15 protein-coding genes are annotated in these 13618 nt (G+C 71.9%); 7 read left to right on the top strand and 8 right to left on the bottom strand.

Going from position 1 to position 13618, the window contains the following annotated elements; genetic code table 11:
- Positions 1 to 129: 129 nt before the first annotated feature.
- Both BLV96_RS32380 and BLV96_RS32375 read left to right on the top strand, forming a co-directional pair.
- Complete coding sequence (locus BLV96_RS32380) at positions 130 to 1599, top strand: aldehyde dehydrogenase family protein (protein WP_086676749.1); 1470 nt, start codon at positions 130 to 132, stop codon at positions 1597 to 1599.
- Positions 1600 to 1683: 84 nt separating this feature from the next.
- Complete coding sequence (locus tag BLV96_RS32375; protein WP_086676748.1) at positions 1684 to 2106, top strand: hypothetical protein; 423 nt, start codon at positions 1684 to 1686, stop codon at positions 2104 to 2106.
- Between the two features lie 572 nt (positions 2107 to 2678).
- Here the strand turns inward: BLV96_RS32375 and BLV96_RS32370 are convergent.
- Genes BLV96_RS32370 through BLV96_RS32360 form a run of 3 tightly spaced genes read right to left on the bottom strand, consistent with a single transcriptional unit; the run spans position 2679 to position 6487 of the window.
- On the bottom strand, positions 2679 to 3236 hold the full coding sequence (locus BLV96_RS32370) for a TIGR03086 family metal-binding protein (RefSeq protein ID WP_086676747.1): 558 nt from the start codon (positions 3234 to 3236) through the stop codon (positions 2679 to 2681).
- 33 nt (positions 3237 to 3269) lie between these two features.
- Positions 3270 to 4457 carry a class I SAM-dependent RNA methyltransferase gene (locus BLV96_RS32365; protein WP_086676746.1) on the bottom strand — a complete coding sequence of 396 codons (1188 nt, stop codon included), beginning with the start codon at positions 4455 to 4457 and terminating at the stop codon, positions 3270 to 3272.
- Positions 4454 to 6487, bottom strand: coding sequence for an APC family permease (locus BLV96_RS32360; protein WP_208608374.1), 2034 nt, complete (start codon positions 6485 to 6487; stop codon positions 4454 to 4456). Before BLV96_RS32360 ends, BLV96_RS32365 begins: the two co-directional genes overlap by 4 nt.
- 94 nt (positions 6488 to 6581) lie before the next feature.
- Between BLV96_RS32360 and BLV96_RS32355 the strand changes: the two genes are divergently transcribed.
- Positions 6582 to 7247 carry a potassium channel family protein gene (locus tag BLV96_RS32355; protein ID WP_086676744.1) on the top strand — a complete coding sequence of 222 codons (666 nt, stop codon included), beginning with the start codon at positions 6582 to 6584 and terminating at the stop codon, positions 7245 to 7247.
- Positions 7247 to 7903 (top strand): potassium channel family protein, encoded by a 657-nt coding sequence (locus BLV96_RS32350; RefSeq protein ID WP_086676743.1) that lies wholly within the window; start codon positions 7247 to 7249, stop codon positions 7901 to 7903. Before BLV96_RS32355 ends, BLV96_RS32350 begins: the two co-directional genes overlap by 1 nt.
- Before the next feature lie 233 nt (positions 7904 to 8136).
- Here the strand turns inward: BLV96_RS32350 and BLV96_RS32345 are convergent, their stop codons facing one another.
- Entirely contained in the window at positions 8137 to 8859 is a 723-nt protein-coding gene (locus BLV96_RS32345; protein ID WP_086676742.1) for a DUF3159 domain-containing protein, read from the bottom strand.
- Positions 8860 to 8868: 9 nt separating this feature from the next.
- Positions 8869 to 9249 (bottom strand): OB-fold nucleic acid binding domain-containing protein, encoded by a 381-nt coding sequence (locus BLV96_RS32340; RefSeq protein WP_072480405.1) that lies wholly within the window; start codon positions 9247 to 9249, stop codon positions 8869 to 8871.
- Positions 9250 to 9385: 136 nt separating this feature from the next.
- Between BLV96_RS32340 and BLV96_RS32335 the strand changes: the two genes are divergently transcribed.
- Positions 9386 to 10069: an alpha/beta hydrolase gene (locus BLV96_RS32335; RefSeq protein WP_086676741.1), complete on the top strand. Its 684-nt coding sequence runs from the start codon at positions 9386 to 9388 to the stop codon at positions 10067 to 10069.
- Between the two features lie 58 nt (positions 10070 to 10127).
- On the opposite strand, the gene BLV96_RS32330 is transcribed toward BLV96_RS32335, so the two are convergent.
- Together BLV96_RS32330 and dut are read right to left on the bottom strand one after the other, a co-directional pair.
- On the bottom strand, positions 10128 to 10790 hold the full coding sequence (locus tag BLV96_RS32330; RefSeq protein WP_086676740.1) for a DUF3710 domain-containing protein: 663 nt from the start codon (positions 10788 to 10790) through the stop codon (positions 10128 to 10130).
- The gene (gene dut / locus BLV96_RS32325) at positions 10790 to 11293 is read right to left on the bottom strand and encodes a dUTP diphosphatase (RefSeq protein WP_086676739.1); all 504 of its coding nucleotides are present in this window, start codon (positions 11291 to 11293) and stop codon (positions 10790 to 10792) included. The genes BLV96_RS32330 and dut overlap by 1 nt, the downstream gene beginning before the upstream one ends.
- Positions 11294 to 11317: 24 nt before the next feature.
- Between dut and BLV96_RS32320 the strand changes: the two genes are divergently transcribed.
- Positions 11318 to 11800, top strand: coding sequence for a DUF3093 domain-containing protein (locus BLV96_RS32320; RefSeq protein ID WP_086676738.1), 483 nt, complete (start codon positions 11318 to 11320; stop codon positions 11798 to 11800).
- A gap of 138 nt (positions 11801 to 11938) precedes the next feature.
- Here the strand turns inward: BLV96_RS32320 and BLV96_RS32315 are convergent, their stop codons facing one another.
- The gene (locus BLV96_RS32315) at positions 11939 to 12247 is read right to left on the bottom strand and encodes a DUF4193 domain-containing protein (RefSeq protein WP_086676737.1); all 309 of its coding nucleotides are present in this window, start codon (positions 12245 to 12247) and stop codon (positions 11939 to 11941) included.
- Positions 12248 to 12764: 517 nt separating this feature from the next.
- On the opposite strand from BLV96_RS32315, the gene cei reads away from it, so the two are divergent.
- A complete protein-coding gene (cei, locus tag BLV96_RS32310; protein ID WP_086676905.1) occupies positions 12765 to 13448 on the top strand; it encodes an envelope integrity protein Cei in 684 nt (227 codons plus the stop codon).
- Positions 13449 to 13618 lie beyond the last annotated feature (170 nt).

Here is a 13618-nt window from a genome sequence, read left to right as displayed (position 1 = left end):
CGCCAGGGTGGTTCCGCCCGCCGCGTCCGGCGTCACAGGCGGAGCGCGACCACCTGTCATCACGCCAGGTGAACCTCGTCTCCCCGCAGTGCTGTGGCGGTCACGCGGCGTGGCCACGAGAATGGGTCCATGGCGGACTTCTTCATCGGCGGCGACTGGGTGGACGCGATCGGCGGCGGGCGCCGCGAGATCCGCTGCCCGGCGGACGGTTCCCCGGTCGCGACGGTCGCCGAAGGGACCGCAAAGGACACCGAGGCCGCGATCGCGGCGGCGCGCCGGGCGTTCGACAGCGGCCCGTGGCCCGGCACCCCCGCGCACCTGCGCGGCGACCTGCTGCTGCGCACCGCCGGCCTGCTGGACCGCGACGCGGAGGCGTTCGCCCGCGCGGAGTCGCTCGACACCGGCAAGCGGCTGGTCGAGAGCCGCTACGACATGGCCGACATCGCCGCGTGCCTGCGTTACTTCGGCAAGCTCGCGGCCCAGGACGCCGGGCGCGTCGTCGACACCGGCAACCCGGACGCGATCAGCCGGATCGTGCACGAGCCGGTCGGGGTCTGCGGGCTGATCACGCCGTGGAACTACCCGCTGCTGCAGACCGTGTGGAAGATCGCGCCGGCGCTGGCGGCGGGTAACACGTTCGTGCTCAAGCCCAGCGAGCTGACGCCGCACACCGCGATCCTGTTCATGAAGCTGCTCACCGAGGCGGGCCTGCCGCCGGGAGTCGCGAACCTGGTGCTCGGTGCGGGCGCCGAGGCCGGCGCGCCACTGGCGTCGCACCCGGACGTCGACCTCGTGTCGTTCACCGGCGGCCTGGCAACGGGCCGGGTGATCGCCGCGGCGGCCGCCGGGACGGTCAAGAAAGTGGCCCTGGAGCTGGGCGGCAAGAACCCGAACGTGGTGTTCGCCGACGCCGATTTCGAGACGGCCGTCGACTACGCGCTGACGGCGGTGTTCCTGCACTCGGGCCAGGTGTGCTCGGCGGGCGCGCGGCTGATCGTGCAGCGGGAGTGGCACGACGAGTTCGTCGACGAGCTGGTGCGCCGGGCCGAGCGGATCCGCCTGGGCGGCCCCTTCGACCCGCGGGCCGAGACCGGGCCGCTGATCTCGGCGGCCCACCGCGAGAAGGTGGAGGCGTACGTCGCGGCGGCGCTGGCCGAGGGCGCGGTGCTGCGCACCGGCGGCCGCCGGCCCGAGGATCCCGCGCTTGCTGACGGCTTCTACTACCTCCCGACCATCCTGGACCAGGTGGAACAGGGGTCGTCGGCTGTGGTCGAGGAGTCCTTCGGACCGGTGCTGACGGTCGAGACGTTCACCGACGAGGACGACGCCGTCCGCATCGCCAACGACACCCACTACGGCCTGGCCGGGGCGGTGTTCACGCAGGACGCGTCGAGGGCGCAGCGGGTCGCCGGGCGGCTGCGCCACGGGACGATCTGGATCAACGACTTCCACCCGTACCTGCCGCAGGCCGAGTGGGGCGGGTACAAGCAGTCAGGGTTCGGCCGCGAGCTGGGGCCGACGGGGCTGGGCGAGTACACCGAGGTCAAGCACATCTACCAGAACCTCCGGCCGGCCCCGCAGCGCTGGTTCGCCGGCTGAGCGGTCCTCCGATCGGGATCCCCCGAACGGCCCAGCGCGGAAAAGGTGACCGGAAAGCCGTTTCCGGCGAATTATGCTGCGTGCGTGACGCGTGCTTGGCGGGTTCCACGGGCGGTGGCGGCGGGGATCACCGGCCTCGGCGTGATCGCCGGGCTGACGTTGCGCACCGCGGACCACCCGGGGATGCTGCCCCCGGGCACGCCGGACCCCGAGCTGGACCTCGGCCTGCGCCTGGTGTGCGCGGCGGCGGTCCTGATCACGGCCACGCTGGCGTATTTGACGTTCGCCCGCCGCCAGGACGAGCCCTTGGCGATGGCGTGCTTGCCGGGGCTGGTGGTGACGGGCGTGGTCTTGCGCCACTTGGTGGTGACGCTGCCGGGAGTGACCCGCCTCCAACCGGCGGCGCGGGTGGTGCCCGGGGCCGGGGCGTGGGTACTGCTGGTGTCGGGCATCGCCATGACGGCGACCGGGTTGGCGGCCGCATTCGCGGTCCGCCGGGCCGCGTAGAGCTGGCGCGACCGGCGTCCGGGCGGCTGCGCGCGTGATGCCCGGCCGGGATCGCCATGACGGCAGCCGGCCCGGCTGCGGCCTTCGCGGTTCGCCGAGCCGCATAGACCTGGCATGGGCCGGGCCCGCACTCTTCTCGGCGCCGGGCATCGCCACGACGGCAACCGACCTCGCGGCGGCCTTCGCGGTCCGCCGGGCCACGTAGACCTGGCGCTGCCCAGGGGCCCGCATCCAGCCCAACCCCGGTGCCCGGCGGACGGGCATCGCCACGACGGCAACCGACCTCGCGGCGGCCTTCGCGGTCCGCCGGGCCACGTAGAGCAGGCGCTGCCAGGCGCGACCCCCATCCAACCCGCCCGCACGCGTGATGCCAGGGGCCGGGCATCGCCATGACGACAACCGACCTGCCAGCGGCCTTCGCGGTCCGCCGGGCCGCGTAAGCCTGGCGCGACCCGCATCCGGCCGGCGGCGCTCGCCATTCCACCTGGCGCTGCTCCCGAAAGCGCCGCTCCGCACCGGTGCCCCAAAGCTCTCCCGTGCCGCGCACTCTCGCCCTGAACGCGCGGCGATAGCTAGCCGCTCACCGCCTTCCGGCCGAGGAACGCCGCCAGCCGGTCCGCCGCCGTCGCGCCCTCCGGAGCGTCGACCTCCGGCCCGAACGGCCCGCCCGGCTGCCGCGGCGCCGACCCGAACCGTGCCCGCCACTGCTCCAGTGCCCGCGCCGCCAGCTCCGGCAGCAGGTCCGTCGAAGCACCCGTGGCGTCGGCGATGTCCCAGCCGTGCACCACGTACTCGTTCACGCGCATGTGCACCAGGAACACCCCGGGCACCTCGCCGAGCGGAGTCGTCACCGTCCGCTCGAACAGCCCGGGCGACGCCAGCACCGACCGGGCCGCCGCCACCGACGCCGTGAACGCCTCGACCGGCGAGGGACCCAGGTAGTCACCCTCCGGCGCGGGTGGGCCCATCCCCGCCCAGAACGCCACTTTCGCGTTGCCGTGCGCCAAGTGGTTCACCACCGCGCGCACGTTCCAATCCGCGCACGCCGTGGGCGCGTCCCAAGCCGAGGTGCCCGAAACCAAGCCGGTCACCGTCGAAGCCGCCAGGTCGAATTCGTCGAGTGGAGTCATGCGAGCAGTGTGACGACCACCACCGACAAAAACTCAGGACAGCAGCGCCACGCACTCCACGTGGTGGGTCATCGGGAAGGCGTCGAACGCCCGCAGATCGGTCAGCGAGTACCCGTGCCCGCTGAAGAACGCCAGGTCACGGGCCAGAGCCGCCGGGTCGCACGCCACGTAGACAATCCGATCGGGTGAACCCGCCACGATCGACTCCACGACCGCCTTACCCGCGCCCTTGCGCGGCGGGTCCAGCACCACGACGTCGACCGGCTTGGCCGCCGACGCGAGCACGTGCTCCACGCGCCCCGCCTGCCACGACACCTGCGGCAGGTCCGCCAGGTTCTTCTCCCCGTCGGCGACCGCGCGCCGCCCGGACTCGACCGCCAGGACGCGTCCCGACGAGCCGACCTGCGAAGCCAGCACCGACGCGAAGAGCCCGACTCCCGCGTAGAGATCCCACGCCGTGCCGCCGGCCGGGGCCTCGGCCCACTCCGCCACGACCGCCGCCAGCGTCGACGCCGCGTCCGGGTGGACCTGCCAGAAGCCGTGCGCGTCGAGGTGCCAGTCGCGCCCCGCCGCGTGCTGCACCGCGACCCCGCCGGCCAGCTGCCGCGCCCGGACCTTGCCGCGCACCGTCGACAGCTCGCGGACGTGCACGCCGCCGTCGCCGTCGCTGGTGACCTCCAGCTCGCTGCCCGGCCGCCAGCGCCGCGCCAGGACGTCGTCGAGCTCGCCGGGCACCGCGATCGGGCAGTCGTCCAGCGCCACCACGCGGTGGCTGTGGTGCGCCCGCAGCCCCGCACGTCCTTCCCGGTCGACGATCAGGCGGACGCGGCTGCGCCAGTCCAGCGGCCCGCCGTCGAGCGCCTCGACGACGACCTCGCGTTCGATGCCCGCCAGCCGCTGCAGCTGCTCCGCGACCACCGAAGCCTTCAGCAAACGCTGGTAGTCCGGCGAAGCGTGCTGCCAGTCGCAGCCGCCGCAGCCGCCGGGCACCGCGAGCGGGCACGGCGGCGTCACCCGGTGCGAAGACGCCGAGAGCACCTCGACCGCGTCGCCGCGGCAGAACGACCCGCCGTTGTCCTCGGTCACCTCGACGCGGACGTGCTCCCCCGGCAGCGCGTGCCGGACGAACACGACGCGGCCTTCCGCACGCGCCACGCAGTGGCCGCCGTGCGCCACCGCGCCGACCTCGACGTCGAGGACCCGGCCCAGCCAGCTCGTCATTCGGCGGGCTCCTTGGGCTTCGGCGCCGCGACCGGCTTGCCGTTGGGCGAGAAGCCGCGGCGGACGTCGCCGGCCGCGGGCCGTTCGTTGCGGACGCGCGCGGCCGCCTTGGCCGAGGACTCCAGCTGCCACGGCACGCTCGCCACGATCACACCGGACTGGAACAGCAGGCGGCCCTTGAGCCGCAGCGCGCTCTGGTTGTGCAGCACCTGTTCCCACCAGTGCCCGACCACGTACTCCGGGATGAACACGGTGACGACGTTGCGCGGGTTGTCGCCGCGCACGCGCTTCACGTAGTCGAGGACCGGTTTCGTGATCTCGCGGTAGGGCGACTCGACGACCTTCAGCGGCACCTTGAAGTTGTGCGCGTCCCATTCAGCGGTGAGCCTTCGCGTGTCCGCATCGTCCACATTGACCGTCACGGCCTCGAGGACGTCCGGGCGCATCGCCTTGGCGTAGGCCAGGGCGCGCAGCGTCGGACGGTGCAGTTTGGACACCAGGACGATCGCGTGGTTGCGCGAGGGCAGCACGGTCGGGGTGTCGCCGAGCTCCTTCAGCTCGTCGGCGACGCGGTCGTAGTGCTTCCGGATCGCCGTCATCAGCACGAAGATCGCCACCATCGCGGCGATCGCAATCCACGCGCCGAGCAGGAACTTGGTGATCAGCACGATCACCAGCACCACGCCGGTCATGGTCAGCCCGACCGCGTTGACCGTCTGCGAGCGCCGCATCCGCCGCCGCACGCCCGGGTCGGTTTCCTTGGCCAGCAACCGGTTCCAGTGCCGGATCATGCCGGCCTGGCTCACCGTGAACGACACGAACACACCCACGATGTACAGCTGGATGAGCCGGGTGACCTCGGCGTCGAACGCGATGATCAGCACGAGCGCGAACGCCGAGAGGAACAGGATCCCGTTGGAGAACGCGAGCCGGTCGCCGCGGGTGTGCAGCTGACGCGGCAGGTAGCGGTCCTGCGCGAGGATCGAGCCCAGCACCGGGAAGCCGTTGAACGCGGTGTTCGCGGCCAGCAGCAGGATGATGCCGGTGGAGAAGGAGATGTAGTAGAACGCCGGCGGGAAGTCGGCGAACACCGCGTGCGCGATCTGCGCGACGATCGTCTTCTGCTCGTAGCCCGCGGGCGCGCCGGCGAGCTGCTCGGCCGGGTCCTCGGCGAACTTGACGTCGGTGATCGAGGCGAGGGTGATGATGCCGACGAGCATGGTGACCGCGAGCAGGCCCATCATCAGCAGCGTCGTCGCCGCGTTCTTCGACTTGGGCTTCTGGAACGCCGGGACGCCGTTGCTGATCGCCTCGACCCCGGTCAGCGCCGCGGCGCCGGAGGAGAACGCCCGCAGCACCAGGAACGCGTACGCCACGCCGGCGAACGTGCCCTCGGCGTTCAGCGTGAACCCGGCGCTTTCGGCCTTCATCTCGGTGCCGGTGGCCGCCTGCACCAGGCCCCACACGACCATGACCAGAATGCCCAGGATGAACCCGTAAGTCGGGATCGCGAAGGCCTTCCCCGACTCCCGGATGCCGCGCAGGTTCAGCGATGTCAGCACGACCACGATGACGATCGAGGCGAGCACTTTGTGTTGCGCCACCCACGGCACCGCGGACCCGATGTTGGCCACACCGGACGAAGTGGACACCGCGACGGTCAGCACGTAGTCGACGAGCAGCGCGCTCGCCACCGTCAGCCCGAACTTCCCGCCCAGGTTCGTGTTGGCGACCTCGTAGTCGCCGCCGCCGCTCGGGTACGCGTGCACGTTCTGCCGGTACGACGCGACGACGACCAGCATGACCAGGGCGACCATGATGCCGATCCACGGCGCCAGCGCGTACGCGGACAGGCCCGCGACGCTCAGCGTCAGGAAGATCTCTTCGGGTGCGTACGCCACGCTCGAGAGCGCGTCGGACGCGAAGATCGGCAGCGCGATGCGCTTCGGCAGGAGCGTGTGAGCGAGCCTGTCACTGCGGAACGGACGTCCGAGGACCAGGCGTTTCAGCACGGTCGGGAACTTCGACACCACGGAAGCCTAACTGCCGGGGCGCACGGTAGGTTCGGCGCTGGCATGTCGGGGTAGGTACGGACGGGTGAACCCGCCGAAGAGGAGGCAGGGCGTGCACGTGGTGATCATGGGGTGCGGCCGGGTCGGCGCGTCCCTGGCCGCTGCGCTGGAGCGGCTCGGCCACGAGGTGGCCGTCATCGACAAGAGCCAGCAGGCGTTCCGCCGGCTCGGCAGCGACTTCCACGGCCAGCAGGTCGTCGGGGTCGGGTTCGACCGCAAGGTGCTCATCGAAGCGGGCATCGAGCGGGCCGGCGCGTTCGCCGCGGTGTCCAGCGGCGACAACTCGAACATCATTTCGGCGCGGGTCGCCCGCGAGAACTTCGGCATCGAGCACGTCGTCGCGCGGATCTACGACCACAAGCGCGCGGCCGTGTACGAGCGGCTGGGCATCCCGACGGTGGCGACGGTCCCGTGGACCACCGACCGCTTCCTGCGGACGCTGCTGCCGGACGGCGTCGCGTCGGCGTGGCGGGACCCGTCGGGCAACGTGGCGCTGCTGCAGCTGCCGCTGCACGAGGGCTGGGTCGGGCACTCGGTGCGGTCCCTGCAGGAGGCGTCCGGCGCGCGGGTGGCGTTCATCATGCGCTTCGGCACGCCGGTGCTGCCCGACAACAAGACCGTGGTGCAGGACGGCGACGACGTGTGGGTCGCCGCGCGCTCCGGCACGGTCAGCGACGTGACCAGCGTGGCGCAGCGCGAACCGGAGGACGAGAACTGATGCGGGTCGCGATTGCGGGCGCGGGTGCGGTCGGCCGTTCCATCGCCAACGAGCTCATCGACGGGCGCCACCAGGTGATGCTGATCGAGCGGGAGGCCGACCAGTTCGAGCCGCAGACGGTCGAGCAGGCCGACTGGGTGCTCGGCGACGCGTGCGAGGTGTCGATCCTGGAGGAGTCCGGGATCGAGCAGTGCGACGTCGTGATCGCCGCGACGGGCGACGACAAGGCGAACCTGGTCGTCTCGCTGCTCGCGAAGACGGAGTTCGCGGTCCGGCGCGTGGTGGCCCGGGTGAACAACCCGGCGAACGAGTGGCTGTTCACCGACGCGTGGGGCGTCGACGTGGCGGTCTCGACCCCGCGGATGCTCGCGGCGATGGTCGAGGAGGCGGTCAGCGTCGGCGACCTGGTGCGGCTGATGACGTTCCGGCAGAGCAACGCGAACCTCGTCGAGCTGACGTTGCCGGCGGAGACCCCGCTGGCCGGGAAGCCGGTGAGTGATCTGACGTTGCCGCGGGATGCCGCTTTGGTGACGATCCTGCGGGGTGACCGGGTGATCGTGCCGCAGCCGGAGGACCCGCTGGAGCCGGGGGACGAGTTGCTGTTCGTCGCCACCGCGGATGTCGAGCCGGAGATCCGGACGGCTTTGGGGTACTGAGTTCGTCGACGAAGGCCCCCGGCTCGTTTGCCGGGGGCCTTTCGCGTGGTCCGGTGCCGGTGAGACGACATGAAAGGGTCGTTCATGTCGTCGGACGAGGTGAAAGAGTCGTTCACGGCGTCGCAGCAGCCCGGCCTGAGATCCGCGCGCGCAAACTGTCGGTGCCTCCCGGTAGCGTGAAAACCGGGGGTCCCCCTACGCGCGCGGGTTGCCGGGCTTCGCGGGTCGGGCTGTCAGGCCTCGGGGGCCGCGTACTTCTCGCGCAGCCGGGCTTCGATCTCCGCGTCGGTCTCCGGCTTCGGCTCGTCCTCCGCCTGCGCCTTCAGCCGCTTGTCCGACCGGCGCACCGCCCACACCACGACCAACAGGCCCAGCGCGTACAGCGGGTACCCCATCGCGATCTTCGCGAAGGCCAGCCAGCCGGTGTAGTCCTCCTGGTAGAGCCACCGCTGCACGACGAACCGGGCGGCGAACACCAGGGCCAGCGCCAGCGTCGCGATGTCGTAGCCGTAGCGGGACGGCTTGTCCTTGCGCCACGCCTGCCCGGTGCCGTTGAGCACGTTCCACACCACGCCCGCGATCGGCCACCGGACGACCACGGACAGCACGAAGATGCCGCAGTAGACCAGGCTCGCGTAGATCCCGAAGAGGAAGAACCCCTTCGCCGACCCCGTCCGGTAGGCGATGAACGCCGCGATCGCGACGCCGAAGAACCCGGAGATCGCCGGCTGCAGGGGCTCCTTGCGGACCACCCGCAGCACGGTGATCGCCACCGCGCTGCCCACCGACGTCCAGATGGCGGCGGTCAGCCCGAAGAAGGCGTTCGCCAGCACGAAGACGATCACCGGCACCGAGGAGTAGATCAGGCCGGACACGCCGCCCATCTGCTCCAGGAGGGTCGGCTGCGGCTCGTCGCCGGAGTCGGTCTTCTTCTCGCTCGAGGCGGGTTCAGTCACGATGGGTGATCAACTCACTGGGCTCTGGAGCTCGTAATAGGGGTTGTAAAGCACCTTCTGGCCGTCACGCTCGGCCATCCGACCACGCACCTTGATCGTCCGGCCAGGCTCGATGCCCGGGATCCGGCGGCGGCCGAGCCAGATTAGCGTCACGCCCTGTGTTCCGTCGAACAGCTCCGCCTCCAGCGTGGCGGCCTCGTTCGTCGGGCAGAGCTCCACGCTGCGGAGTCTCCCCATCACGGTGACCTCTTCGCCGGAACGGCAGTCGCAGGCCCGCTGCGCGCCCTCGGCGCCGGACCTCATGGACATCTCGTCGGCGTCGAGCTCGTCGACGTCGCTGGTCAGCTTGCGTACCAGCCGGCTGAAGTAGCCGCCGTCTTTGGCGGACATAGGTGCTCCTGTGCTCCGGGGCCCGGCGACAAACTGCTTGCGGCCCGAACGATTCCAGCGTACTGCGGTCCCCGCCAGGGAAACGCCTTTGCGCAAAGATCGCAACGTGACGTCCGCAATCAGAGTTCCCGCCGCGGTGCTGCTGCCCGGCACCGGCTCGGACGAGGTCTTCGTCCGGGCCGTCTTCGGCGGCCCGCTGCGCGCCCTCGGTGTCCCGCTCATCGCGCCACCGCCGCCACCGGGGGCGGCGCTCGCCGACGGCTACCTCGCGACCCTCGACGCGCTCGCGGACGAACACGGCGAACTGCTCGTAGGCGGCATTTCGTTCGGCGCCCACCTCGCCGCGGAGTGGGCGGTCGCCAACCCGGGGCGTTGCGGGGGCCTGCTGGCCGCCCTCCCGGCCTGGAACGGCGTCCCGGGCTCAGCACCCGCGTCGCTGGCCGCGACGCTGTCCGCCGATCTGGTGGCCGGCTCCGGGGTCGACGTCGCGCTGGCGCAGACGGCGGGCAGCCCGGACTGGCTGCGGGCCGAACTCGACCGGGCGTGGCGCCGGCACGGCGCCGGGCTCGCCGACGGCCTGCGCGTCGCGGCGGGCCGCCCGTCGCCGAGCCTCGGCGCACTCGCGGCGCTCGACGTCCCGGCCGGGATCGGCACGTGCACCGACGACCCGATCCACCCGACGAAAGTCGCATCGGAGTGGGCCACGGCACTCCCCCGCGGCGTCCTCGGCGAGACGACGCTCACGGCGCTGGGCGCGGACCGCGAGTCCCTCGGCCGCGCGACCGTCCTGGCCTTCCTGCGGGCCCGGAAAAGGCCGTGAATGGCACATTGACGGACACTTGGTCCCTCGATGTGCCATTCACGGCCTTCGGGTGGGGTCAGCCCTGTTGCTGCTGGGCCGCGATGTGCTCGGCGACCGCCTCGGGCAGCGTGATCGTGAGCGGGGTGCGGACCGGCATCGGCGCGTCGCCGCGGTCGACGATCGTGCGCCGCACGATCCCCCGCAGCACCTCGACCGCCGCCGCGGCCTCCGACTGCGGCCCGGCGATGACGCCGCGCAGCATCCAGCGCGGCCGGTCGATGCCGACGAAGCGCAGCGAGACGTCGCCGACGATGGCCGAGATCTCCAGGCCCCACACGCCGCGGCCGATGTTGACCTTGGCGCCGTCGGCCCGCAGCTGCTCGGCCAGCTCGGTGCTGACCTCGCGCCACAGCCCGCCCGAGCGCGGCGCGGCGTAGGCGCTGACCGTGATCTGGCCCTGCTCGGTGACGACGTGCACGGCGCGCACGCCCTGCGTCTCGGGGTCCATCTCGACCTGCACCTGGGAACCGTCCGGCACCGGCACCTTCACCGAGCCGAGGTCGATCCGCGGGACGCCGTCGTCCTCGAAGTCCGCGACGTCGAACGGGCCGTCGGAGACGTCCGACAGCTCCGAGTCCTCGTCGTACGCCTCGTCCTCGATCGTGTCGTCGGCTCCGGGCGCGGCGTGCCGTCCGGCGGACCCGCCCTCGGTCCGCCGCTTGCGTCCGAAAATCCCCACTACTTCTCCGTTCCTTCCCCCGTGCCGGCGCTCGCGGCGAGCGCCGGTGCTCCCAGTGTGGCGTGTCCACCCGTGGAGCCGTAGCCTCCGTCGCCCCGCTCGGTCGTGTCGAGCTCGGCGACCTCGACGAACACCGCGTGCTCGACCCGCTGGACGACCAGCTGGGCGATGCGGTCGCCGCGCGCGAGCTCCACCGGGTGCACCGGGTCGTGATTGATCAGGCAGACCTTGATCTCCCCGCGGTAGCCCGCGTCGATCGTGCCCGGCGTGTTCACCACCGAGAGGCCGACCCGGGCGGCCAGGCCCGACCGCGGGTGGACGAACCCCGCGTACCCGGGCGGGAGGGCGATGGCGACGCCGGTGCCGACGACGCCGCGTTCCCCGGGTTTCAGCACGATATCCGAGGTCGTGACGAGATCGGCGCCCGCGTCGCCCGGCCGGGCGTAGGCGGGCAGCGGGACATCCGGGTCGAGCCGGGAGAGGAGTACCTGAACGCTGGACACGGGCGGCGAGATTACTCTCTACCCGTGGGTGAATCTGCGAAGACGGCCGCTAGTGCCGCGGTCCGGCACTCCGAGCGGCTGTACGTCCCGTGGTGGGGCTGGCCGCTGCCGGTGCTGGGCGCGATCCTGCTGGCGGCCGAGATCGACATGGGCTACCCGGGCGTCCGGGCGTGGCTGCCGTACGTGATCGCGCTGCCGGTCGTCGTCGGGCTGATGCTGTCGCTCGGCCGGTCCAAGGTCCGCGTCACCGGCGGCACCGAGCCGGAGCTGTGGGTCGGCGACGCGCACCTGCCGCTGCGGTACGCGGGCGAGGTCGAGATCTTCGACAAGGACGCCAAGCGCAAGGCGCTGGGCCGCGACGGCGACCCCGCCGCCTACGTCCTGCACCGCGGCTGGGTGGGCCCGGTCGTGCGGATCCGGCTGACCGACCCGGCCGACCCGACGCCCTACTGGCTGTTCAGCACCCGCCACCCCGAACGCGTCGCCGAGCTGGTCAAGGGCGCCTGACCCGAGACATGGGAAGGGGGCCGGCCTGCCGGCCGGCCCCCTTTTCCCCAGCGCGCTTCGAGCCTCCCCCTGGTGCCCTCGAGGCTCTCAGTCGCGTCTGTTCGTCCCCTGAACCCCTGGTCCGAGATCCCGCGTCCGTCAGGCGCAGTCGCGGCAGATCAGGCGTCCGCCGCTTTCCTCGGCCAGCCGGCTGCGGTGGTGCACCAGGAAGCACACGGAGCAGGTGAACTCGTCCGCCTGCTTCGGCACCACCTTCACGGTCATGTCCTCACCGGAAAGCCCGGAGAGGTCGGCACCCGGCAGCTCGAAGTTCTCGGCGGTCGCGTCCTCGTCGACGTCGACGACGCCGGACTGGTTCTCGTTCCGCCGGGCCTTGAGCTCCTCCAACGAGTCTTCGGCCAGCTCGTCGGCTTCGCTGCGGCGCGGAGCGTCGTAGTCGGTAGCCATGTGTCCCTCACCCCTGCGATCAGCTTGTGTAGTCGTTTTCCCGGACCCCCGGGTGCGCCCGTGAGTCCGCCGTGCCGCTGGTCAACGTTCCAGGGCCCCTGTTTGTGCCCGACGGCCGAAGTGACCGAGGTCTCTTCTTTATGGGCCTCTTCCTGCGGCCGGAGCCCGGGAAGGGTAGCTCACGCCCGCGACGGTTCTGCAACGAGTCAGACATTGCCGGGGAATCGTCACCCGACAGGGGGAACCCGCAGGTAAGACGCGGTGTCGTCCATTCGGGTTGCCCGGGGGTGGAGAACTTCACCGCCAGCCCGTGTCCGCTTGCCCCGGCCGGCCCCGCCGTGGTGCGATCGCCGCACGGGGACCGGCCGCGGGCGGGGCGCGCGGCGACGGGCGGCCGGGGGTGTGTTCCGACGGGTGACCCGGGACGGTGCGCGCCGGCCGCAGCGCCTAGGCTGAGCGGCCACGACGGTGCCGGGTTCGCACCGGCCGGGTTCGGTGTTCGGGAAGGGACGGGCAGGTGGCGTCGGGGAACGGCATCGGGGACCGTGGGACGCGGCCGTATCGCAAGCACAAGCCGCTGCCGGCGCTGGTCGTCATCGGCGTGCTGGCCCTCGGCGCGATCATCGTCTGGATCAACGCGGCCGTCGGCAAAGGCGACGTAGACGAGGCCGTGAAGTGCGACCCGGCCGCGAGCCCGCCGCCGGGGGTCACGTTCAGTTCGATGCCCCACAACGCTCTCGACGACCGCGCGCCGGTGCCGCCGGACAAGGTCGCGGTGAAGGTGCTCAACGCGTCCAGCACGCGCGGCCAGGGCGGTATCGCCAGCACCGCGCTCAAGGAGCTGGGGTTCACCGGAGTGGGTGAACCGGCCAACGACCCGGCGTACGAGGGCCGCGTGGCCAAGTGCCGCGGCCAGATCCGCTACGGCGAGAACGGCATCACGGCGGCCCGGACGCTCAGCCTGGTCGTGCCGTGCGCCGAGCTGGTCCAGGACAACCGCAAGGACGCGAGCGTGGACCTGGTGACGGGCACGCTGTTCGGCGACATCCGGCCGCGCGCGGAGGCCCGCCAGATCCTGACCCAGCTGGCCGACTGGTCCAAGGCCCACCAGGGCGGCGGGTCGAACGAGCAGTCCGCGGGGGCGCAGGCCCCGGTCATCGACCAGACGCTGCTGGCCTCGGCCCGCGACGTCGCCTGCTGACCCGGCCCGGCCGCCCTCTTAGCGTGGCGCAACCCGCGCGCGTGGGGGATCCCCCGGTTTTCACGTTACCGGTGGGCACCGACAGTTTCGGCCGCCCGACGGCCCGCGCAGACCGCCGCCCCGCGCCGCGAATGACTCATACGCGGCGCCGGAGGTCCCCAATGCGCCAT

It is taken from the genome of Amycolatopsis pretoriensis, assembly GCF_900107925.1.
GTDB classification, from domain to species: domain Bacteria; phylum Actinomycetota; class Actinomycetes; order Mycobacteriales; family Pseudonocardiaceae; genus Amycolatopsis; species Amycolatopsis pretoriensis.
This window is presented reverse-complemented; position numbering and strand designations above follow the sequence as displayed.